Annotated in this window: 19 protein-coding genes and 1 riboswitch; of the genes, 15 read left to right on the top strand and 4 right to left on the bottom strand. The window is 69.1% G+C overall.

Features of this window, described 5'->3' with window-relative positions; translation table 11 throughout:
- Positions 1-187 precede the first annotated feature (187 nt).
- On the bottom strand, positions 188-1,579 hold the full coding sequence (locus tag J7I97_RS29720) for a cysteine desulfurase/sulfurtransferase TusA family protein (RefSeq protein WP_214940906.1): 1,392 nt from the start codon (positions 1,577-1,579) through the stop codon (positions 188-190).
- Positions 1,580-1,862: 283 nt separating this feature from the next.
- Between J7I97_RS29720 and coxB the strand changes: the two genes are divergently transcribed.
- The 4 genes from coxB (at position 1,863) to J7I97_RS29700 (ending at position 6,314) form a co-directional block, all read left to right on the top strand.
- The gene (gene coxB, locus J7I97_RS29715) at positions 1,863-2,837 is read left to right on the top strand and encodes a cytochrome c oxidase subunit II (RefSeq protein WP_214940903.1); all 975 of its coding nucleotides are present in this window, start codon (positions 1,863-1,865) and stop codon (positions 2,835-2,837) included.
- Complete coding sequence (gene ctaD / locus J7I97_RS29710) at positions 2,834-4,570, top strand: cytochrome c oxidase subunit I (protein WP_214940901.1); 1,737 nt, start codon at positions 2,834-2,836, stop codon at positions 4,568-4,570. Before coxB ends, ctaD begins: the two co-directional genes overlap by 4 nt.
- Positions 4,567-4,965 (top strand): cytochrome c oxidase subunit 4, encoded by a 399-nt coding sequence (locus J7I97_RS29705; protein WP_214940899.1) that lies wholly within the window; start codon positions 4,567-4,569, stop codon positions 4,963-4,965. Before ctaD ends, J7I97_RS29705 begins: the two co-directional genes overlap by 4 nt.
- 104 nt (positions 4,966-5,069) lie before the next feature.
- The gene (locus J7I97_RS29700) at positions 5,070-6,314 is read left to right on the top strand and encodes an Ig-like domain-containing protein (protein WP_214940897.1); all 1,245 of its coding nucleotides are present in this window, start codon (positions 5,070-5,072) and stop codon (positions 6,312-6,314) included.
- 136 nt (positions 6,315-6,450) lie between these two features.
- On the opposite strand, the gene J7I97_RS29695 is transcribed toward J7I97_RS29700, so the two are convergent.
- On the bottom strand, positions 6,451-6,852 hold the full coding sequence (locus J7I97_RS29695; protein ID WP_214940895.1) for a hypothetical protein: 402 nt from the start codon (positions 6,850-6,852) through the stop codon (positions 6,451-6,453).
- A 198-nt stretch (positions 6,853-7,050) separates the two neighbouring features.
- Here J7I97_RS29695 and J7I97_RS29690 point away from each other — a divergent pair, with 198 nt between their 5' ends.
- The 10 genes from J7I97_RS29690 to J7I97_RS29645 all read left to right on the top strand — a co-directional run bounded on the left by J7I97_RS29690 (position 7,051) and on the right by J7I97_RS29645 (position 19,323).
- Positions 7,051-7,671 (top strand): heme-copper oxidase subunit III, encoded by a 621-nt coding sequence (locus J7I97_RS29690; RefSeq protein ID WP_190182179.1) that lies wholly within the window; start codon positions 7,051-7,053, stop codon positions 7,669-7,671.
- Between the two features lie 76 nt (positions 7,672-7,747).
- Positions 7,748-8,557: a c-type cytochrome gene (locus J7I97_RS29685; protein WP_214940893.1), complete on the top strand. Its 810-nt coding sequence runs from the start codon at positions 7,748-7,750 to the stop codon at positions 8,555-8,557.
- Entirely contained in the window at positions 8,554-9,612 is a 1,059-nt protein-coding gene (locus J7I97_RS29680; RefSeq protein ID WP_214940891.1) for a ubiquinol-cytochrome c reductase iron-sulfur subunit, read from the top strand. Before J7I97_RS29685 ends, J7I97_RS29680 begins: the two co-directional genes overlap by 4 nt.
- On the top strand, positions 9,609-11,240 hold the full coding sequence (locus tag J7I97_RS29675) for a cytochrome bc complex cytochrome b subunit (RefSeq protein WP_214940889.1): 1,632 nt from the start codon (positions 9,609-9,611) through the stop codon (positions 11,238-11,240). The genes J7I97_RS29680 and J7I97_RS29675 overlap by 4 nt, the downstream gene beginning before the upstream one ends.
- A 223-nt stretch (positions 11,241-11,463) precedes the next feature.
- The gene (locus tag J7I97_RS29670; RefSeq protein WP_214940886.1) at positions 11,464-12,513 is read left to right on the top strand and encodes a polyprenyl synthetase family protein; all 1,050 of its coding nucleotides are present in this window, start codon (positions 11,464-11,466) and stop codon (positions 12,511-12,513) included.
- Positions 12,510-13,397 (top strand): hypothetical protein, encoded by an 888-nt coding sequence (locus J7I97_RS29665; protein WP_214940883.1) that lies wholly within the window; start codon positions 12,510-12,512, stop codon positions 13,395-13,397. The genes J7I97_RS29670 and J7I97_RS29665 overlap by 4 nt, the downstream gene beginning before the upstream one ends.
- Positions 13,394-14,830: a cytochrome P450 gene (locus J7I97_RS29660; RefSeq protein ID WP_308369299.1), complete on the top strand. Its 1,437-nt coding sequence runs from the start codon at positions 13,394-13,396 to the stop codon at positions 14,828-14,830. Before J7I97_RS29665 ends, J7I97_RS29660 begins: the two co-directional genes overlap by 4 nt.
- On the top strand, positions 14,827-16,188 hold the full coding sequence (locus J7I97_RS29655) for a cytochrome P450 (RefSeq protein WP_214940881.1): 1,362 nt from the start codon (positions 14,827-14,829) through the stop codon (positions 16,186-16,188). The genes J7I97_RS29660 and J7I97_RS29655 overlap by 4 nt, the downstream gene beginning before the upstream one ends.
- Before the next feature lie 198 nt (positions 16,189-16,386).
- Positions 16,387-17,451, top strand: a complete 1,065-nt coding sequence (trpD, locus tag J7I97_RS29650) for an anthranilate phosphoribosyltransferase (RefSeq protein WP_214940879.1) — start codon at positions 16,387-16,389, stop codon at positions 17,449-17,451.
- 86 nt (positions 17,452-17,537) lie between these two features.
- Positions 17,538-17,654, top strand: a riboswitch (SAM riboswitch).
- 247 nt (positions 17,655-17,901) lie between these two features.
- The gene (locus tag J7I97_RS29645; protein ID WP_214940877.1) at positions 17,902-19,323 is read left to right on the top strand and encodes an aminotransferase class V-fold PLP-dependent enzyme; all 1,422 of its coding nucleotides are present in this window, start codon (positions 17,902-17,904) and stop codon (positions 19,321-19,323) included.
- A gap of 79 nt (positions 19,324-19,402) precedes the next feature.
- Here J7I97_RS29645 and J7I97_RS29640 read toward each other — a convergent pair whose 3' ends face one another.
- Together J7I97_RS29640 and J7I97_RS29635 are read right to left on the bottom strand one after the other, a co-directional pair.
- Positions 19,403-19,684 carry an Lrp/AsnC family transcriptional regulator gene (locus J7I97_RS29640; protein ID WP_214940875.1) on the bottom strand — a complete coding sequence of 94 codons (282 nt, stop codon included), beginning with the start codon at positions 19,682-19,684 and terminating at the stop codon, positions 19,403-19,405.
- Positions 19,681-20,403 carry a rhomboid family intramembrane serine protease gene (locus J7I97_RS29635; RefSeq protein WP_251059280.1) on the bottom strand — a complete coding sequence of 241 codons (723 nt, stop codon included), beginning with the start codon at positions 20,401-20,403 and terminating at the stop codon, positions 19,681-19,683. The genes J7I97_RS29640 and J7I97_RS29635 overlap by 4 nt, the downstream gene beginning before the upstream one ends.
- A 144-nt stretch (positions 20,404-20,547) precedes the next feature.
- On the opposite strand from J7I97_RS29635, the gene J7I97_RS29630 reads away from it, so the two are divergent.
- Entirely contained in the window at positions 20,548-20,787 is a 240-nt protein-coding gene (locus tag J7I97_RS29630) for a hypothetical protein (protein WP_030291802.1), read from the top strand.
- The last annotated feature ends 11 nt before the right edge of the window (positions 20,788-20,798 follow it).

Genomic DNA, 20,798 nt, shown 5'->3' with positions numbered 1-20,798 from the left:
CAACGCGGCGAGGTGCCGTGCGGGGCGTCGCGACCCGGTGAACCTTGCCGGTCACGGCACTAGCCGCGGGCCGCGGATTGGTGCGGGGTGCGGGGTGCGGGGTGCCGCTACGGGGAGCCTTCTCCCCGCCCCGCCCTTTCACCGTTTCCGCCTCAAACGCCGGCGGGGCTGAAATCAGGCGCGGCGCTCAGAGCTGGCGGCGGACCGTGTAGGCGACGCCCTCCGGGCGAGGGGATTCGCCCAGGTAGGCGTGGCCCCGCATCGCGCACCACGCCGGGATGTCCAGCCGCGCCACCTCGTCGTCCGACAGGACCGTCACCGTCCCGCCCACCGCGACCCGCCCGATGACCCGCGCCAGCTCGATCACCGGCTGCGGGCACCGCAACCCGAGGGCGTCGACCTCCAGGGAGTCCGGCCCCGGCCCCGACGGCTCCGGCTCAGGCTCCGCCTCCGAAACGCCGAGCTCGGCGCGGACGCCCGCCACCGCCCCCGGTAGCACCTCCAGGAAGCCGTTGACCTCCTCCGCGGTCGTCCCCGCCGGCAGTGACACCCGTACGTTTCCCTCCGACAGCACCCCCATCGCCCGCAGGACATGGGACGGCGTCAGCGTCGAGCTGGTGCAGGACGAGCCGGAGGACACCGAGTACCCCGCCCGGTCCAACTCGTGCAGCAGGGTCTCCCCGTCCACGTACAGGCACGAGAAGGTGACCAGGTGCGGCAGCCTCCGCTCCGGGTCCCCGACCACCTCCACATCAGGCACCAGCCGGGCCACCCGCCGCCGGAGACGGTCCACCAGCACCCGCAGCCGGGCCGCCTCCGCGTCCGCCTCCGCCCGTACGGCCCGCAGCGAGGCCGCCGCCGCGATGATGGCCGGGAGGTTCGCGAAGCCGGGGGAGCGGCCCGACTCCCTTTCGTCCGTGGGGCCTTGGGGCGAGAATCGGACACCCTTGCGCACCGCGAGCAGGCCAACCCCGGGCGGGCCGCCCCATTTGTGCGCGCTGCCCGTCAGGATCGACCAGTCGCCCTCCACCGGGCCCCAGGCCAGCGACTGCGCCGCGTCCACCAGCAGCGGCACCCCGGCCGCCCGGCAGACCTCGGCCACCTCGGCCACCGGCTGTACGGTGCCCACCTCGTGGTTGGCGGACTGGAGACACGCCAGAGCCGTGGTCGAGTCCAGCGCGGCCGCGTACCCGGAGGGCGCGACCGCACCCGTCCGGTCCACCGGGACCTCGGTGACCGACCCTCCGGCCGCCGCGTGCACCTCCGCCGCGTGCAGTACGGAACTGTGTTCAACCGCCGATACGACCAGATGCCCGCCGACCCGCCGCCGCCCCGCCAGTGCCCCCGCGATGCCCGCGTGAACCGCGTGCGTCCCCGAAGGAGTGAACACGAGCTCGTCGGGGCGACAGCCCACCGACTCGGCGGCCGCCTCCCGCGCGGCGTCCAGCAGCAGCCTGGCGCGCCGCCCCTCCCGGTACAGCCGGGCGGGGTCGGCCCAGCCCTCGTCCAGGGCGGCCTGCAACGCCTGGCGGGCCACGGGGTGCAGGGGGGCGGCGGACGCGGTGTCGAAGTACGGCATCCGGTCACGCTAACCGGCGGCCGGGTCCACCCGAGGTCAGGGGCCGTCAGATGTCTTCCGGAGTCGTCCATTCAGGGCTGGTTCGACCGTCCCCCGTACGGCGGATCCATCCCTTCGGGGGCAGTAGCGGCGCGTTGGGCACCCTCCCCGCGCGACCCCAAATAGCGTCCAGTAGGGTTTGGTCCGCATAAACATCCAAACCCCTGCCTGCGTCAGGGCCGGCGACCGACCCGAACACGGCCGCGGCCGGCCGCGCGGGCCGAGACTCTCGGGAAGGCGCTACGTGAGTCCCTACGGCTCCGACCGCTCGCCGCGGCGCCCGATGCGGCGGAAGCTGCTGCAGGCGCTGACTGCGGGCGTGGTCCTGGCGACCGCCACTGGTTGCTCGTACACATGGAAAGACTTCCCCCGCCTCGGAATGCCCACCCCGGTCACGGAGGAGGCGCCTCGCATCCTCTCCCTGTGGCAGGGGTCCTGGGCTGCGGCTCTCATCACGGGCATCCTGGTCTGGGGCCTGATCATGTGGAGCGTCATCTTCCACCGGCGCAGCCGGACGAAGGTGGAGGTCCCCCCGCAGACCCGGTACAACATGCCCATCGAGGCGCTGTACACCGTGGTCCCGCTCATCATCGTCTCGGTGCTCTTCTACTTCACCGCGCGTGACGAGTCCAAGCTTCTGTCCCTCTCCGCCAAGCCGGCGCACACGGTCAACGTGATCGGCTACCAGTGGAGCTGGGGCTTCAACTACGTCGAGAACGTCGACGGCGACGCGGCGACCCCGAAGGCGGGCGAGGTTCCGAAGGAGCTCGCCTCCATCCCGGACCGCTTCGCGAAGGACTTCCCCGCGGGCGCCGAGGGCGTCTACACGCAGGGTGTCCCCGGTGAGCGGAACCCGGACACGAACAACCCGGGTCCGACCCTCTACCTGCCCAAGGGTGAGAAGGTCCGCTTCATCCTGTCGTCGAACGACGTCATCCACTCCTTCTGGGTGGTCCCCTTCCTGTTCAAGCAGGACGTCATCCCGGGTCACACCAACGTCTTCGAGGTCACGCCCACGCAAGAGGGCACCTTCGTCGGCAAGTGCGCCGAGCTCTGCGGCGTGGACCACTCCCGGATGCTCTTCAACGTGAAGGTCGTCTCGCCGGAGGAGTACCGGGCGCACCTCAAGGAACTGGCCGAGAAGGGGCAGACCGGCTTCCTCCCGGCCGGCATCAAGCTGACTGACCCGGCCCGGAATGCGGAGACGAACAAACTGTGAGCATCCTCAACGAATCTCAGGGTGCCGCCGCAGCTGACTCGTACGAGAACGAGCTGCCGGTACGGCGCAAGCAGCCGGGCAATGTCGTCGTGAAGTGGATGACCACCACCGACCACAAGACCATCGGCACGATGTACCTGGTCACCTCGTTCATCTTCTTCATCATCGGCGGCGTCATGGCGCTGTTCATGCGCGCCGAGCTGGCCCGTCCGGGCTCGCAGATCATGTCGAACGAGCAGTTCAACCAGGCGTTCACGATGCACGGCACGATCATGCTGCTGATGTTCGCGACGCCGCTGTTCGCCGGGTTCGCGAACTGGATCATGCCGCTGCAGATCGGCGCGCCCGACGTGGCGTTCCCGCGGCTGAACATGTTCGCGTACTGGCTGTACCTCTTCGGCTCGACCATCGCGGTGGCCGGCTTCGTCACCCCCTCGGGTGCCGCCGACTTCGGCTGGTTCGCCTACTCCCCGCTCACCGACGCGGTCCGTTCGCCGGGCATCGGCGGCGACATGTGGATCATGGGTCTGGCCTTCTCCGGCTTCGGCACGATCCTCGGCTCGGTCAACTTCATCACCACGATCATCTGCATGCGCGCTCCCGGCATGACGATGTTCCGCATGCCGATCTTCACCTGGAACGTGCTGCTGACCGGTGTTCTGGTCCTGCTCGCCTTCCCGGTGCTGGCCGCCGCGCTGTTCGCGCTGGAGGCCGACCGCAAGTTCGGTGCGCACGTGTTCGACGCGGCCAACGGCGGCGCATTGCTGTGGCAACACCTCTTCTGGTTCTTCGGACACCCAGAGGTGTACATCATCGCGCTGCCGTTCTTCGGAATCGTCTCGGAAGTCATCCCGGTCTTCTCCCGCAAGCCGATGTTCGGTTACATCGGTCTGATCGCCGCGACGATCGCGATCGCCGGCCTCTCGGTGACCGTGTGGGCCCACCACATGTACGTCACCGGCGGTGTGCTGCTGCCGTTCTTCTCCTTCATGACCTTCCTGATCGCGGTACCGACCGGTGTGAAGTTCTTCAACTGGATCGGCACCATGTGGAAGGGCTCGCTGTCCTTCGAGACCCCGATGCTGTGGACGATCGGCTTCCTGGTCACCTTCACCTTCGGTGGTCTGACCGGCGTCATCCTGGCCTCGCCCCCGATGGACTTCCACGTCTCGGACTCGTACTTCGTGGTGGCGCACTTCCACTACGTGGTGTTCGGCACCGTCGTCTTCGCGATGTTCGCGGGCTTCCACTTCTGGTGGCCCAAGTTCACCGGCAAGATGCTCGACGAGCGTCTGGGCAAGATCACCTTCTGGACCCTGTTCATCGGCTTCCACGGCACGTTCCTCGTGCAGCACTGGCTGGGTGCCGAGGGCATGCCGCGTCGTTACGCGGACTACCTCGCGGCCGATGGCTTCACCCTGCTGAACACGATCTCCACGATCAGCTCGTTCCTGCTCGGCCTGTCGATGCTTCCCTTCATGTACAACGTGTGGAAGACCGCCAAGTACGGCAAGAAGATCGAGGTCGACGATCCGTGGGGCTACGGCCGTTCGCTGGAGTGGGCGACGTCCTGCCCGCCGCCGCGGCACAACTTCCTCACCCTGCCGCGGATCCGTTCCGAATCCCCGGCGTTCGACCTGCACCACCCGGAGATCGCGGCCCTCGACCACCTCGAGGACCACATGGCCGGCGGGACCCAGGCCCTGACCGGCGACAAGGAGGCCGGCAAGTGAAGATCCAGGGCAAGCTGTTCCTCTGGCTCTCCTTCTTCATCCTGATTATGGCCGTCGTGTACGGCGTGTGGTCGAAGGAGCCCGTCGGCACCACCGCGCTCTTCCTGGCCTTCGGCCTGAGCGTCATGATCGGCTACTACCTGGCCTTCACGGCCAAGCGCGTGGACGAGATGGCCCAGGACAACCTGGAGGCCGACGTCGCCGACGAGGCGGGCGAGCTGGGGTTCTTCTCCCCGCACAGCTGGCAGCCGCTCTCGCTGGCCATCGGCGGTGCGCTCGCCTTCATGGGCGTCATCTTCGGATGGTGGCTCATGTACTTCTCGGCCCCGATCATCGTGATCGGCCTGTGGGGCTGGGTGTACGAGTACTACCGCGGCGAGAACGCCAACCAGTAATCGCATGAACCTGGGGCCCGGACACCTCGAACAGAGGAGTCCGGGCCCCTCGTTTGCAGTCATCCCGCGCGCCGTAATTGTCATATCTTCATAGCGTTGCTTCCATGAAGCACTCACCGCGTCTTTGGACCGTACTCAGCTGCTCGATGCTGGTCGCGTCCCTCGGAGCCGGCGTCACCGCATGCGGGTCCGGCGACAACCCGCTGTCCGCCCGCCCGTACGACGCGGGCGATCAGGTCGCCTTCAACCAGGCCGCCGGCAGCCGTCCCGTAGACCCCAACCGGCCCCTCGAAGTCACCGCCAAGGGCGGCGACGGCCGGATCACCGACGTGACCGCCGTCGACACCCACGGCCGCCGCCTGGCGGGCGAGCTGTCCGCCGCGGGCGACCGCTGGCACAGCACCGTCCCGATGGCCGCAGGCGTCCGCTACACCGTCATCGTGAGCACGGAGGACGAACGCGGCGCTCCAGGGCAGCGCACGCTGTCTTTCGACACCACCCCGGCCAAGGGCGTCCTCAAGGTCGAATTCGGCCCGGACGCGGGCAAATACGGCGTCGGACAGCCCATCACCGCCGAGCTCAGCGAACCCGTCAAGGACAAGGCCGCCCGTGCCATCGTCGAACGGGGGCTGGTGGTCGACACTCCGCCCGGGGTCGAGGGCGCCTGGTACTGGGTCGACGACAAGAAACTCCACTACCGGCCCAAGGAGTACTGGCCCGCCAACACGGTCGTCTCCGCACGGAGCAATCTTGAGGGCATCAAAATCACCGACGAGCTCTACGGCACCGCGGCCAAGCCGCTGAAGCTGGAGATCGGCGACCGCGTCGAGGTCACCACCGACGCCTCCTCGCACTACCTCACGTTCAAGCGCAACGGAGAAGTGATCAACACCATTCCGGTGACCACCGGAAAGCCCGGCTTCTCCACCCGCAACGGGGTCAAGGTGGTACTCGGCAAGCAGTACTTCGTCCAGATGCGCGGCGACACCGTCGGCATCGGCGGCGACGAGTACTACAACCTGCCCGTCTACTACGCCACTCGCGTCACCTGGAGTGGTGAATACGTTCACGCCGCGCCGTGGTCCGTGGGCTCCCAGGGCTACGAGAACGTCAGCCACGGGTGCACCGGCATGAGCACCGGCAACGCCGCCTGGTTCTACGAGAACATCACCGAGGGCGACATCGTCCGGGTGATCAACAGCATCGGCGACGACATGGACAACTTCGGCAACGGCTACGGCGACTGGAACCTGGACTGGAAGGACTGGCGCCAGGGAAGCGCCCTGCTCAAGGGCACCCAGGAAGGCCGCAATCCCATCGACCAGGCGCGCCTGCGCCCGCAGGTCTGAGCCTCAACAGCCCCTGCACCGGCCTGCACCGGCCTGCACCGGCCTGCACCGGCCTGCACCGGCCCGCGGGGGCCCGTACAGCCCCAAAACGGTGCACGGGGCCCACAGGGGCCTCCGTGCACCGCGTTGACCTGCTCTAGGCCGCCGGCGACAGCCGGGCCCGCAGAAGGCCCGCCAGGGCCCCCGCGAACTCCACCGGGTCCACCGGAAGGGTCACCGCGGCGTCCGCGCGGCTCCAGGTGGCCAGCCAGGCGTCCTGCGGGCGCCCCATGAGCAGCAGCACCGGCGGACAGCGGAAGATCTCGTCCTTGATCTGCCGGCACACCCCCATGCCCCCGGCCGGAACCGCCTCGCCGTCCAGCACGCAGACGTCGATGCCGCCCTCGTCCAACTGCTTCAGGACCGCCGGAAGCGTGGCGCACTCGACGAACTCCACCGGCGGCAGGTCCGCGGCCGGCCTGCGCCCGGCCGCCAGCAGCACCTGCTCCCGGGTGCCCGCGTCGTCGCTGTAGACCAGAACCCGCGCAGTCGCCCGCATTTCGTTCCTCCACGTGGACGTGAATCACGTTGATGTTGCGCGGGATGCTACTCCGTCCGACCCCGGCTCAACATCGGTTCGCACAGGCTCGCGCGGACACACCGCGGGCCGATCTGATGGGCCGTTCGGGCCTTGCACACGCCCCGGACACTCCGAACGGCACCCCCCGGGGTGAGGGCGGGATAAGCGACCGACATAATGTCGGTCGTGGCGACAGCAACGACAGTAGATACCGGGCACGCGCACCCGACGGTCAACCGGCCGAACCTCGTCAGCGTCGGAACCATCATCTGGTTGAGTTCCGAGCTGATGTTCTTCGCGGCCCTCTTCGCGATGTACTTCACCCTGCGATCCGTGACAGGCGCCGAGTACTGGACAGAGCAGGCTTCGGCCTTGAATCTGCCCTTCTCGGCGACGAACACAACGATCCTGGTGCTCTCCTCGCTCACCTGCCAGCTCGGCGTATTCGCCGCCGAGCGCGGTGATGTGAAGAAGCTCCGGACGTGGTTCATCATCACGTTCGTCATGGGTGCGATCTTCATTGGCGGCCAGGTGTTCGAGTACACCGAGCTGGTCAAGCACGAGGGCATGTCCCTCAAGTCCGGACCGTACGGCTCGGTGTTCTACCTGACCACCGGCTTCCACGGTCTGCACGTGACGGGCGGTCTCATCGCCTTCCTGCTGGTCCTCGGCCGGACGTACGCGGCCAAGAGGTTCACCCACGAACAGGCCACGTCGGCCATCGTCGTGTCCTACTACTGGCACTTCGTCGATGTCGTCTGGATCGGCCTCTTCGCGACGATCTACCTGATCAAGTAGCGAATACGTCACCGGGTCCGACCCGGCACTCCATCCAGAAACACCGACGCAGAAGATCCTGACACCGGGGTAATCCGTGAAAAAGCTCTCCGCACGACGACGCCATCCGCTGGCGGCGGTCGTCGTTCTACTCCTCGCGCTGGCGGCCACTGGGGGGCTGTACGCCGCCTTCGCGCCGGCAGGCAAGGCGCAGGCCGAAGAAACCGCCCAGTCCCTCGCCATCGAGGAGGGCAAGAAGCTCTACGCCGTGGGTTGCGCAAGCTGCCACGGAACCGGCGGTCAGGGTTCCTCTGACGGCCCGAGCCTGGTCGGCGTCGGCTCCGCGGCCGTCGACTTCCAGGTGAGCACGGGCCGCATGCCCGCCCAGCAGCCCGGCGCCCAGGTGCCGAAGAAGCCCGTCATCTACACGCAGGCCCAGACGGACCAGCTGGCCGCGTACATCGCCTCCCTCGGCGCGGGCCCCATCGTGCCGACCGAGAAGCAGTACGACCCGGCGGGCGCCGACCCGGCCAAGGGTGGCGAGCTGTTCCGCAACAACTGCGCGCAGTGCCACAACTTCACCGGTGAGGGCGGCGCGCTGACGAACGGCAAGTACGCCCCCAACCTCGAGGGTGTCGAGCCGAAGCACATCTACGAGGCCATGCTCACCGGCCCGCAGAACATGCCCTCCTTCCCCGACAGCACCATGCCGGAGAAGCAGAAGAAGGACATCATCGCGTACCTCCAGAAGGTGAACGGCGAGCAGTCGACCAGCCCCGGTGGCCTCAAGCTCGGTGGCCTCGGCCCCGTGTCCGAGGGCCTGTTCGGCTGGATCTTCGCCCTGGGTGCGCTGATCGCTGTCGCCGTCTGGGTCGCGGCCCACACCGCTAAGGCCAAGAAGTCATGAGTAGCCAAGACATTCCCGAAGAGAAGCACCTGCCGAGCGAGCAGGGCGACGCCCACCACGGCGGTGTAGCGGTCGCGGACGACCCGTTCGCCGACCCGGGCCTGCCGGCCCACAGGCCGCGCATCCAGGACATCGACGAGCGGGCCGCCAAGCGGTCCGAGCGCACGGTCGCGATGCTGTTCACGCTGTCGATGCTGGCCACGATCGGCTTCATCGCCGCCTTCGTGACCATCCCGATCGACAAGATCGTGTACATCTTCCCCATCGGGAAGGTGAGCGCCCTGAACTTCACCCTGGGTCTGACCCTGGGCGCGGCCCTGTTCTGCATCGGCGCGGGCGCGGTCCACTGGGCCCGCACCCTGATGTCCGACGTGGAGATCGCCGACGAGCGCCACGAGATGGCCGCTTCGCCGGAGGTCAAGGCCAAGGTCATGGAGGACTGGGCCGCCGGTGCCGGCGAGTCCGGCATCGGCCGCCGTCCGCTGATCCGCAACACGATGTTCGGCGCGCTGGCCCTGCTGCCGCTGTCGGCCGTCGTGATCCTGCGCGACCTGGGCCCGCTGCCCGAGGACTCCCTGCGCAAGACGCTGTGGGCCAAGGGCAAGCTGCTCATCAACCAGAACACGATGGAGCCGCTGCGTCCCGAGGACGTCCAGGTCGGTTCGCTGACCTTCGCCATGCCGGAAGGCCTGGAGGAGGAGCAGCACGACTTCCAAGTCCAGATCGCCAAGGCCGCCCTGATGATCGTCCGCATTCAGCCGGAGGACATCAAGGACAAGCAGGAGCTGGAGTGGTCCCACGACGGCATCGTGGCCTACTCCAAGATCTGCACCCACGTCGGCTGTCCGATCAGCCTGTACGAGCAGCAGACGCACCACGTGCTCTGCCCGTGCCACCAGTCCACCTTCGACCTTTCCGACGGCGCCCGTGTCATCTTCGGCCCGGCTGGTCACGCGCTTCCGCAGCTGCGGATCGGCGTGAATGACGAAGGCTTCCTCGAGGCGCTCGGCGACTTCGAAGAGCCCGTCGGCCCTGCATTCTGGGAGCGCGGATGAGCACTGCCACTTCTTCCGACAGTCAGCGCAAAGCGCCCGCCGGTGAGCGGGTGGCGGACTGGGCCGACGGCCGTCTGGGCATCTACAGCATGGCCAAGTCGAGCATGCGCAAGATCTTCCCGGACCACTGGTCCTTCATGCTGGGTGAGATCTGCCTCTACAGCTTCATCGTCATCATCCTCACCGGTTGTTACCTGACGATGTTCTTCCACCCGAGCATGAACGAGGTCGTCTACGACGGCTCGTACGTGCCGTTGCAGGGCGTCACGATGTCCGAGGCCTACGCCTCGACGGTGGACATCAGCTTCGAGGTCCGCGGTGGTCTGCTGATCCGCCAGATCCACCACTGGGCGGCGCTGATCTTCGTCGCGGCCATGGTCGTGCACATGATGCGCGTCTTCTTCACCGGTGCGTTCCGCAAGCCGCGTGAGGTCAACTGGCTCTTCGGCTTCACCCTGCTGGTCTGCGGCATGTTCACCGGCTTCACCGGTTACTCGCTGCCGGACGACCTGCTCTCGGGTACCGGTATCCGCTTCCTCGAGGGTGCGATCCTGTCCGTGCCGATCGTCGGCACGTACCTGTCGTTCTTCATCTACGGCGGCGAGTTCCCGGGCGGCGACTTCGTCTCGCGCTTCTACTCGGTCCACATCCTGCTGCTTCCGGGCATCATGATCGGCCTGGTCGTCGCTCACCTGACGCTGGTCTGGGTCCACAAGCACACCCAGTTCGCGGGCCCCGGCAAGACGAACAACAACGTCGTCGGCACGCCGCTGCTCCCGGTCTACACGGCCAAGGCCGGCGGGTTCTTCTTCCTGGTCTTCGGTGTCATCGCGGCCATCGCCGCGGTCGCCTCGATCAACCCGATCTGGGCGCTCGGCCCGTACCGCCCGGACCACGTGTCCACCGGTGCGCAGCCCGACTGGTACATGGGTATGCCCGAGGGCCTGATCCGTGCCATGCCCGGCTGGGAGATCAACCTGTGGGGCCACACGCTCGTCCTGGGCGTGTTCATCCCGCTGATGATCTTCCCGGTGGTGCTGGGCGCGATCGCCGTCTGGCCCTTCATCGAGTCCTGGGTCACCGGGGACAAGCGCGAGCACCACATCCTGGACCGCCCGCGCAACGTCCCGACCCGCACGGGCATCGGTGTCGCCTGGATCGCGGAGTACATCGTGCTCCTGATCGGCGGTGGAAACGACATGTTCGCGCAGTACTTCCACCTCTCGATCAACGCGATCACCTGGTTCGTCCGGATCGGCTTCTTCGTCGTCCCGGTCCTCGCCTTCATCGTCACCAAGCGGATCTGCCTCGGCCTCCAGCGCCGGGACCGGGACAAGGTGCTGCACGGTCGCGAGACCGGCATCATCAAGCGCCTGCCGCACGGTGAGTTCGTCGAGGTCCACGAGCCGCTCGCGCAGGGCCAGTTGCACACGCTCACCTCGCACGAGCAGTACAAGCCGATCGAACTCGGCCCGACGGTCGACGAGAACGGTGTCGAGCGCAAGGTCAAGCGCACGGAGAAGTGGCGCGCGTCCCTGAGCAAGGGCCTCTACTCCGACGACAACCAGATTCCGAAGCCCACGGTGGAGGAATACAAGGAGATCCAGAGCGGCCACGGCCACCACTGATCCCTCACTGTCGCCACAGACACGCCCGTGCCCCGCTGGTCACCCAGCGGGGCACGGGCGTTTTCGCGTCGTCGTTCCCCCGCCCCTCACAAGTGAGTCTCAACCAGGGCCCGACCCCATCAGGTTGAGATCAATTGTCCTTTTCGAATCAATCACAGTCGTGATTGGCCTGAAATTGAGAGGGGGCAGTCCCATCACTGCACCGACAGCGATCGACACGCCCATGACCGCGGGCGCGGTCCGCTCGGCAGTGGACTCCGTACTCGACGACTTCCTGACGGCCAAAGACATCGCCACGAACCGGACGGAGCTGAGCGGACTCACCGAGCTGCTCCGGGATTTCATGTCCGAGGGCAAGCGCCTGCGCCCGCTGTTCTGCGCGATCGGCTGGCAGGCCGTCGGAGGCGGAGACGACACGGACTCGCTGTTCCGCGTCGCCGCCTGTCTGGAGATGTTCCACGCCTTCGCCCTGATCCACGACGACGTGATGGACCAGAGCGACACCCGCAGAGGCCGCCCCACCATCCACCGCGCCCTCGCCTCCCGCCACGCGTCCGGCCGGGACCGCACCCGGCGCGACCGGCTCGGCGAGAACGCGGCGATCCTGCTCGGCGACCTCGCGCTGATCTGGTCCGACGAGCTGCTGCTCACCGGGGCTCTGACCGCTGACCAGCTCCTGGCCGCGCTGCCGATCGTCGCCGAGATGCGCACCGAGGTGATGCTGGGCCAGTACCTCGATCTCCAGGCCACCGGTGAACTGAGCGACGACGTCGACGCGACGCTGCTGGTCAACCGCTTCAAGACGGCCAAGTACACCATCGAGCGCCCCCTGCACATCGGCGCCGCCCTGGCCGGCGCGGACGCGGGCGCCATGGACGCCTTCACGCGCTACGCCCTGCCGCTCGGCGAGGCGTTCCAGCTCCGCGACGACCTCCTCGGCGTGTACGGCGATCCGAGCGTGACCGGAAAGTCCCGGCTCGACGATCTCCGCGAGGCCAAGCGCACGACCCTCGTCGCCCTGGCGCTGCGCGCCGCCGACGACGAGCAGGCGGCCCGGCTGCGCGAGCTCATCGGCAACCCGCTGCTCGACGAGCGGGACGCGGCGGCGATCCGCGAGGTGTTCGCCGCGACCGGTGCCCGCGATGCCGTGGAGCGGATGATCGACGACCGCCGCGAACAGGCGGTCAGAGCCCTTGAAGAGTCCCCGTTCACCCAGCAGGCGATCCGCACCCTGACGGACATCGCCGTTACGGCCACCGCGAGGAAGTCATGACGACCGCCAGCATGATGCAGTACTGGGAAGAGAGCACCCGGCGCTTCCGCGAGCTCTTCACCCGCGAGTTCCCCCACGAGCCCACCATGTGCGAGCTCGACGACGGCGAGCTGCGCGAGGTCATCGACGCCTGCAACCGTGCGGTGGAGCCGCTCGGGAAGAGCATCTCGGACGAGCGCTGGATCTCGTACATGGACGTGGTCCGCTGGGGCCAGAGCGCACGCCACTTGAAGGACATCGAGGCCTTCAAGGCGGTCTGCATCCTCAACTGCGTGACCTTCGTGTGGGACGACATGGACCCGGCACTGCACGACTTCGACGCGTTCCTGCCGCAGATCCGGGCGGTCTGCGAGAAGTACTACGAGCCGGAGGACGCCGCCTTCGCCTACGAGGCGGCCCGCGCCTTCGTCGTGAGCGACCACATGTTCCGGGACTCGGACATCAAGAGGGCGCTCTGCACGACGTCGCCGGAGCAGTACTTCCGGTACAGGGTGACCGACGTCGGCGTGGACTTCTGGATGAAGATGTCCTACCAGATCTACATACACCCGGAGTTCACGGAGCACGCCAAGAGCGGACTCGCGGCGCGGATGACCACACGCGGACTGGCCATAGTCAACGACTTCTACTCGTACGACCGGGAGATCGCGCTCGGGCAGATCACCAACTGCTTCCGGCTCTGCGACGTGTCCGACGAGCGGGAGTTCAGGCGATTCTTCGACGCGCGGCTCGCGGACATCGAGGAAGACGCCCGCGTCATCAAGGCGTTCGACCCGCTGTCGCGGGACGTCATGCTGGACCTCATCTACGGGAACTTCATCTGGACGACCAGCAACAAGAGGTACAAGGCGGCCGTCAACAACGTCAACTCCTTCATCCAGTGAAGGGCGCGGAGACGGCGACCTCGGCCCCCGCGCCCGAAGCGCCCGAAGCGCCCGAAGCACCCGAAGTGCCCGCGCACACCTGGACCGTGGGCCGGGCGCCGGGAGGCGTGCCCCTGCTCGGGCACACCCTCGCGCTCTGGAAGAACCCGCTGGCCTTCCTCGCGTCCCTGCCGGCCCACGGAGATCTGGTGGAACTGCGGCTCGGGCCGAAGCGGGCCTACCTCGCCTGCCATCCGGACCTGGTCCGCCACGTCCTGCTCAACCCGCGCAGGTTCGACAAGGGCGGTGTGTTCGACAAGGCGAAGCAGCTGCTGGGGAACAGCCTCTCGGTCTCCCGGGGCGAGGAACACCGCCGGCAGCGCCGGCTGATCCAGCCGGCGTTCCACCAGACGAGGATCGCCGCATACACCAGCGCGGTGGCGGCGGACACCGCCCGGGTCCTCGGCTCTTGGCGGTCCGGACAGGTGCTGGACGTCTCCGACGCGATGCACGTCCTGCTCATGCGGGTCGCCGCCCGGACCCTGTTCTCCGCGGGGCTGGACGACCGCACCGCCGACGAGGCCCGGGAGTGCCTGCGCACGGTGTCCCAGGGCATCTACAAGCGCACGGTCGCGCCCGTGGGCATCATGGAGAAGCTCCCCACGCCCGGAAACCGTCGCTACGACGAGTCCAACCGCAGGCTCCGGGAGATCGTCGAACAGATGATCGACGAGCGGCGCGGGCAAGGCGCCGACGGCGACACGGACCTGCTCTCCATCCTGCTGAGCGTCGAGCACCCGCAGACCGGAGTGCGCCTGAGCGCCGGAGAGATCCTCGACCAGGTGGTGACCTTCCTCGTCGCGGGCAGCGAGACGACCGCCTCCACGCTCGCCTTCGTCTTCCACCTGCTGGGCCGCCACCCCGAAGCCGAGCGGCGGATGCACGCCGAGATCGACGAGGTGCTCGCAGGCCGCCCGGCCGCCTTCGAGGACCTGCCGCGCCTGGCGTACACCCGGGGTGTCATCAGCGAGGCCCTGCGGCTGTATCCGCCGTCCTGGCTGTCTATGCGCGTCGCCGCGGAGGACACCGAGATCGGCGGCACGCGGATCGCCGCCGGAACGATGATCATGTACAGCCCCTACGCGCTGCACCACCATGCGTGGCTGTTCCCCGACCCGGAGCGCTTCGACCCGGAGCGCTGGCTCCCGCCCCGGGCGGCGGAGGTCCCGCGGGGGGCCCTCCTGCCGTTCGGCGCGGGCGCCCACAAGTGCATCGGGGACGTCCTGGCCCTGGCCGAGACCGCCCTGATCGTCAGCACGATCGCGAGCCGCTGGCGGCTGCGGCCCGTACCCGGAACGGAGCTGCGCCCGCAGCCCAAGGCCACGCTGGAACCCGGACCACTGCCCATGGTGTGCGAATCACGCCAGCCGATACGTAAGGAAACCGACGGATGAGCACTGTGGCGGACACACGGGCGACCCGGGAGTGGCGGGTGGCCCAGGCGCCCGGCGCGCTCCCGCTGCTGGGCCATGCCCTGAACATGGGCAGGAACCCCCTTCGCTTCCTGTCGTCGCTGTCGCGGCACGCGGACCTGGTCGAACTGCGGATCGGCCGCAACCGGGCCTTCCTGCCCTGCCATCCCGAGCTCGTCCAGCAGGTGCTGGTCAACGCCCGCGTCTTCGACACGGGCGGGCCGGTGAAGGAGAAGGCCCGGCCCATCCTGGGCAACGGCCTGATCACCTCGGACTGGGCCGACCACCGGCGCCAGCGCCGGCTGGTCCAGCCCGCCTTCCACCCGGCCCGGATCGCCACGTACGCCCAGGTGATGCACGAGGAGGTGGAGGCGCAGGCCGCCCGGTGGAGCGCCGGGCAGGTCGTCGACGTCAGCGAGGTGACCCAGGCACTGACCGCCCGGATCACCGCACGGGCCCTGTTCTCCCTCGACATCGCCCCGCACGCGGTCGCGGTGATCCAGCACAGCCTGCCCGTCATCGTCCGCGGGGCCTACCGCAACGCGGTCGACCCGACGGGCCTGCTGGCGAAGCTGCCGACCGCGGCCAACCGGGAGTTCACCCAGGCACTGGCCCGGCTGCACGAGGTGATCGACGGGATCGTCGAGGACTACCGCGTGTCCGAGGGCGACCGGGGCGACCTCCTCTCGGCCCTTCTCGCGGCCGAGGACCCGGAAAGCGGTGAGAGGCTCTCCGACCAGGAGATCCACGACCAGGTCATGACCCTGCTCCTCGCGGGCATCGAGACCACGGCCAGCGCACTGACGTGGGCGTTCCACCTGCTCGCGAGGAATCCGGAGGCGGAGTCGCGGCTGCACGAGGAGGTGGACCGGGTCCTGGGGTCGCGTTCCCCGGTGTACGCGGACCTGCCCGAGCTGGCCTACACGCAGCGGGTGTTCACCGAGACGCTGCGGCTCTTCCCGCCCGCCTGGCTCTACACCCGGACCACCACCGCGGCGACCGAGCTCGGGGGCCGCCGGCTCCAGCCCGGTGACGACATCCTCATCAGCCCGTACGTGATCCACCGGATCCCCGAGCTGTTCGCCCGCCCGGAGCACTTCGACCCGGACCGCTGGCTCCCCGCCCGGGCCAAGGAGGTGACCCGCGGGTCCTACCTGCCCTTCGGCGGGGGCAGCCGCAAGTGCATCGGCGATGTCTTCGGCATGACCGAGGCGACCCTCGCCCTGGCCGCCATCGCCTCCCGGTGGCGGCTGCGCCCCGTACCCGGCACCCGGATCACCCCGCGGCCGCAGATGAGCCTGACCGCCGGACCGCTGCCCATGACGGTCCAGCCGCGCTGAACGGGACGTGGCCCGGGGGAACGGCTGCGGTGAACGGCCCGGCCGCTCCCCGGACCCCGTCCGGCCTACCGTCCGTGGCCGCCCTCTGACCTGGTGTGTCCGGTCCTCGGGACGGGTCTCTCCACCTCCCGGCGGGCTGGATAGGCTGAGGGCCTTCCCATTCGACGTGGAATCCCCCACTAGCAGCAGGAGCGGACCATGAACGTTGTGACCCCGGCGGGCGGCGACAGCGTGGCGGCCCGCAGCTGGCCGGGAGTCCTCGAGGCGCTGCTGACCGGCCAGGACCTGCACGCCGACGACACGGCCTGGGCCATGGACCGCATCATGCGCGGGGAGGCCAGCGACGCCCAGATCGCCGGCTTCATGGTCGCGCTGCGGGCCAAGGGTGAGACCGTCGCGGAGATCGACGGCCTTGTGCGCACCATGTACGAGCACGCCAACCTGATCGAGGTACCGGGCCGGACGGTGGACATCGTCGGCACGGGCGGCGACGGGGCCAAGACGGTGAACATCTCGACGATGTCGTCGATCGTGGTGGCCGGTGCGGGCGCCAAGGTGGTCAAGCACGGCAACCGGGCGGCGTCCTCCGCGAGCGGTTCCTCGGACGTGCTGGAGAAGCTCGGCGTCAACCTGGACCTCACCCCGGCGCGGGTGGTCGAGGTCGCGGAGGAGGCCGGCATCACCTTCTGCTTCGCGGTGAAGTTCCACCCGGCGCTGCGGCACGTGGCCGCGGCCCGCAAGGAGCTGGGCATCAGGACCACCTTCAACTTCCTCGGCCCGCTGACCAACCCGGCGCGGGTACGGGCGCAGGCCACGGGCGTGGCGGATCCCCGGGTGGCCCCCATCGTGGCGGGCGTCCTGGCGGCGCGCGGCTCCTCGGCGCTGGTGTTCCGCGGCGACGACGGCCTGGACGAGCTGACGACCACCGCCACCTCCCGGGTGTGGTGGGTGCGCGACGGCGCGGTGGAGGAGCGGGCGTTCGACCCGCGCGACGTCGGCATCGCGCTGGTCGACGTCTCTGAGCTGCGCGGCGCGGACGCCTCGTACAACGCGGACGTCGCGCGCCGCCTGCTGGCCGGCGAGACGGGCCCGGTGCGGGACGCGGTGCTGCTGAACTCGGCGGCCGCGCTGGTGGCCCTGGACCCGGGCACCGGCTCGCTGGAGGAGCAGATCGCCGCCGGGATCGCCCGGGCGGCCGAAGCCATCGACTCGGGTTCGGCTCGGGCCGCGCTGGAGCGGTGGGTGGCAGCAAGCAACGCGTAGCGGGCGTGGTGTGATGATAGAGACCCCGGTCCACCATGCGGACCGGGGTCTTGCGCGTGAGAGATCTTGTGGCAGGATGCAGACCAGGTCACGAGTGACAGCGTTTAGGCCCCGGCTTGCTGTCCGGCAACCCTCCTTCCGTGGCGGGGTGCCCCGGGTGATGACCAGGTCGTAGGCAGCGAGGTCTACGGCAAGCGCGGATCCCTCGACACCAGGGGTCCTGGTTTCTCGAGGAGCGTTTTCCGTGAGCAAGCGAATGCGATAGGGCGGCTCCGCCCCTTCTTCAACCCTCGGATCAGGGTCACTTCGGCGTACCTGCGTCTAACCGTGGCCCCGCGTACGCAACCCCCGTACTCCGAGGCTTTTCCCGTACCCCGGACGGCCGCCGAGCCGAGACCGCGTACGGGCGACTCAGAAGCCATTCAGCCCTGCCTGCCGGGAGATACCGCCATGTCCGCATCCCTGAACGCCGCCACCGCCGCCGCCGCCACCGCCGCCGCCACCGCAGTCGCCACCGACGGCCCGGCCTGCGCCGAGCCGCTGCCGGTCCTCGGCCGGGACGTCACCGTCCCGCTCGTCACCGGCGGCGAGGTCACCTACGCGGCCCTCGACTACGCGGCCAGCGCCCCCGCGCTCCAACGGGTCTGGGACGACGTGGCCGCGTACGCCCCGTACTACGGCAGCGTGCACCGCGGCGCCGGCTACCTCTCCCAGCTCTCCACCGACCTCTTCGAGCAGAGCCGGGCCACGGTCGCCGAGTTCCTGGACTGCCGCCCCGCCGACCAGGTCGTCTTCACCCGGTCCACCACCGACTCCCTGAACCTGCTCGCCGCCGTACTCCCGGCCGACTGCCAGGTGTTCGTGTTCGAGACCGAGCACCACGCCTCGCTGCTGCCGTGGGTGAACGCGCGGGTCACCTACCTCAACGCGCCGCGGACCCCGGCCCAGGCCGTCGAGACGCTGGAGCGGGCGCTGGCCGACCGCACTGCACCGATTGAAGGGGGCTACGGCCCGGCGCTGGTCTGCGTCACCGGGGCGTCCAATGTCACCGGTGAGCTGTGGCCGGTGAAGGAGCTCGCCGCCGCCGCCCACGCCCACGGCGCGCGGATCGTGCTGGACGCCGCCCAGCTGGCGCCGCACCATCCGGTCTCGGTGCGGGAGCTGGACGTGGACTGGGTCGCCTTCTCGGGGCACAAGCTGTACGCGCCGTTCGGCTCGGGCGTGCTGGCCGGCCGGGCGGACTGGCTCCAGGCGGCGCAGCCGTACCTGGCGGGCGGCGGCGCCTCCCGCAAGGTGGCCCGGCGCGAGGACGGCGGCGTGGACGTCGACTGGCACACCACGGCCGCCCGTCACGAGGCCGGCTCCCCGAACGTGATCGGCGTCTACTCCATCGCGTCGGCCTGCCGGGCGCTGGCGGATGCGGGCTTCGAGAACCTGGTGGCCCGTGAGCGGCGGCTCATCGCGAAGGTCCGCGAGGGTCTGGCCTCGGTGCCGGAGGTCCGCGTCCTGTCCCTCTTCGGCGACGACGCGCCGCGGGTCGGGGTCATCTCGTTCGTGGTGGACGGCTGGAACAGCTCCCACTTCGCGGCGGCGCTGTCGGCGGAGTACGGCATCGGGGTCCGGGACGGCCTGTTCTGCGCGCACCCGCTGGTCCGCACCCTGCTGGGCAGCGAGCCGCAGGAGCCGGGCGAGTGCGGGGCGCCCGAGGCCGTGCCGGGGGAGCGCTCGCTGAACGCGATCCGCGTCAGCTTCGGGGCCGGTACCCCTGACGAGCACGTCGAGCGCTTCGTACGGGCGGTGCGGGAGCTGGTCGCGGACGGCGCCAAGTGGCAGTACCGCACGGAGGAAGGCCGCTGCGTCCCCGCCGTGTAGCGTCCGGCGGGACCCTCAGCGCCTCGAACGCCGGCGCGGCTGGATCGTGCCCGGCCGGCCCGCCGGCCGGCCCGAGCGGCTACGCGTCGAGGCCGATGGCGAAGGCGGCTTCCAGGTCGTGCTGGGAGTAGGTACGGAACGCGACGTGCGTGTCCGTCGCCTCGACGCCGGGGATCTTGCTGATGCGGCCCGGGATGATGTCCGCCAGGTTCTCGTGGCGGGCCACGCGGACCAGGGCGATCAGGTCGTACGTCCCCGTGACGGAGTAGACCTCACTGACACTTTCCAGCGCGGCGATGGACTCGGCGATCTCGGGGATGCGGTCCACGCTGGTCTTGATGAGCACGATCGCGGTGATCACGGTTGGCTGTCTCCCTCGCTGGCCGTCGCTGGTCGCCTCACTCTAGTCGCACGGCGATACCGCACCCAGGCGTAGAGGAAGCCGAGCGAGAACCCCACCAGGTGGGCGAGGTACGCCACCCCGGGGCCGCTTTCCGCGCGGTGCGCCGCCAGCCACTGGAGGGCGAACCAGAACAGCAGCACGATCCACGCCGGGAACCGCAGCGGCAGGAAGAACAGGAACGGGAACAGGCTCGTCACCCGCGCCCGCGGGAACAGGCACAGGAACGCCCCCAGGACCGCCGAGATCGCCCCCGAGGCACCGACCAGGGTCTGGGCGGAGGTGGCGTGGGCCGAGGCGTACGCCGCCAGCGCCAGGTAGCCCGTACAGACGTAGAAGCACAGGAACTCCAGCCGGCCCATCCGCTCCTCCGCCATCGCGCCGAAGACGTAGAGGAAGAGCATGTTGCCCAGCAGGTGCAGCCAGCTGCCGTGGACGAACAGCGCCGTCAGCGGGGTGAGGAGGGCGCGTGCGGATCCCGAGAAGAGGACGTCCGGGACCACGCCCCAGCGCCGGAAGTACGCCGTCCCGGAGGTCAGCAGCTGCTCGCCCGTCCCGTAGGACGGGTTCATGCCCGAAGCCGGGCCGAGCAGGAACACCACGCAGCAGCCGGCGATCAGCGCATGGGTGACCACCGGGCCCCGGGCGGCCTCGCGTACGGCCCGCCACCTTACGATCATGCGACCGAGCATGACGCAAGCCGCCCCACCGGCGGCGGTGGCAGGCCGTAGGGTTACGTGCCTGCGTCCGTGGAGGCTGCGGAAGGCGTGCGCGGACGGCTTTAATTGAATGAGCTACGAAGGTACGAAGGAGAGAGCGGCCTGATGACGGTTCCCCTGCCGACCGACACGACCCGGTGGCGCTGCACCCTGTGCGGCAACCTCACGCGGTTCGACGTCACCCGTTCGTCGAAGGTCGTGGAGTACGTCCACCTGGACCTCGCCGGGGAGCCCAAGGTCGAGGAGCGCGAGGTGGTCAATGAGACCATCGAGTCGGTCCGCTGCCGCTGGTGCAACGCGGTGGACCAGATCGAGCTGGTGGACAGGCCGGGCACGGACTCCTGACGGAGCCGTGC

It is taken from the genome of Streptomyces sp. ISL-87 (assembly GCF_018614095.1).
Lineage (GTDB): Bacteria > Actinomycetota > Actinomycetes > Streptomycetales > Streptomycetaceae > Streptomyces.
Note: the sequence above shows the minus strand (reverse complement) of the source record. Positions and strands in the feature narration are given on the sequence as shown.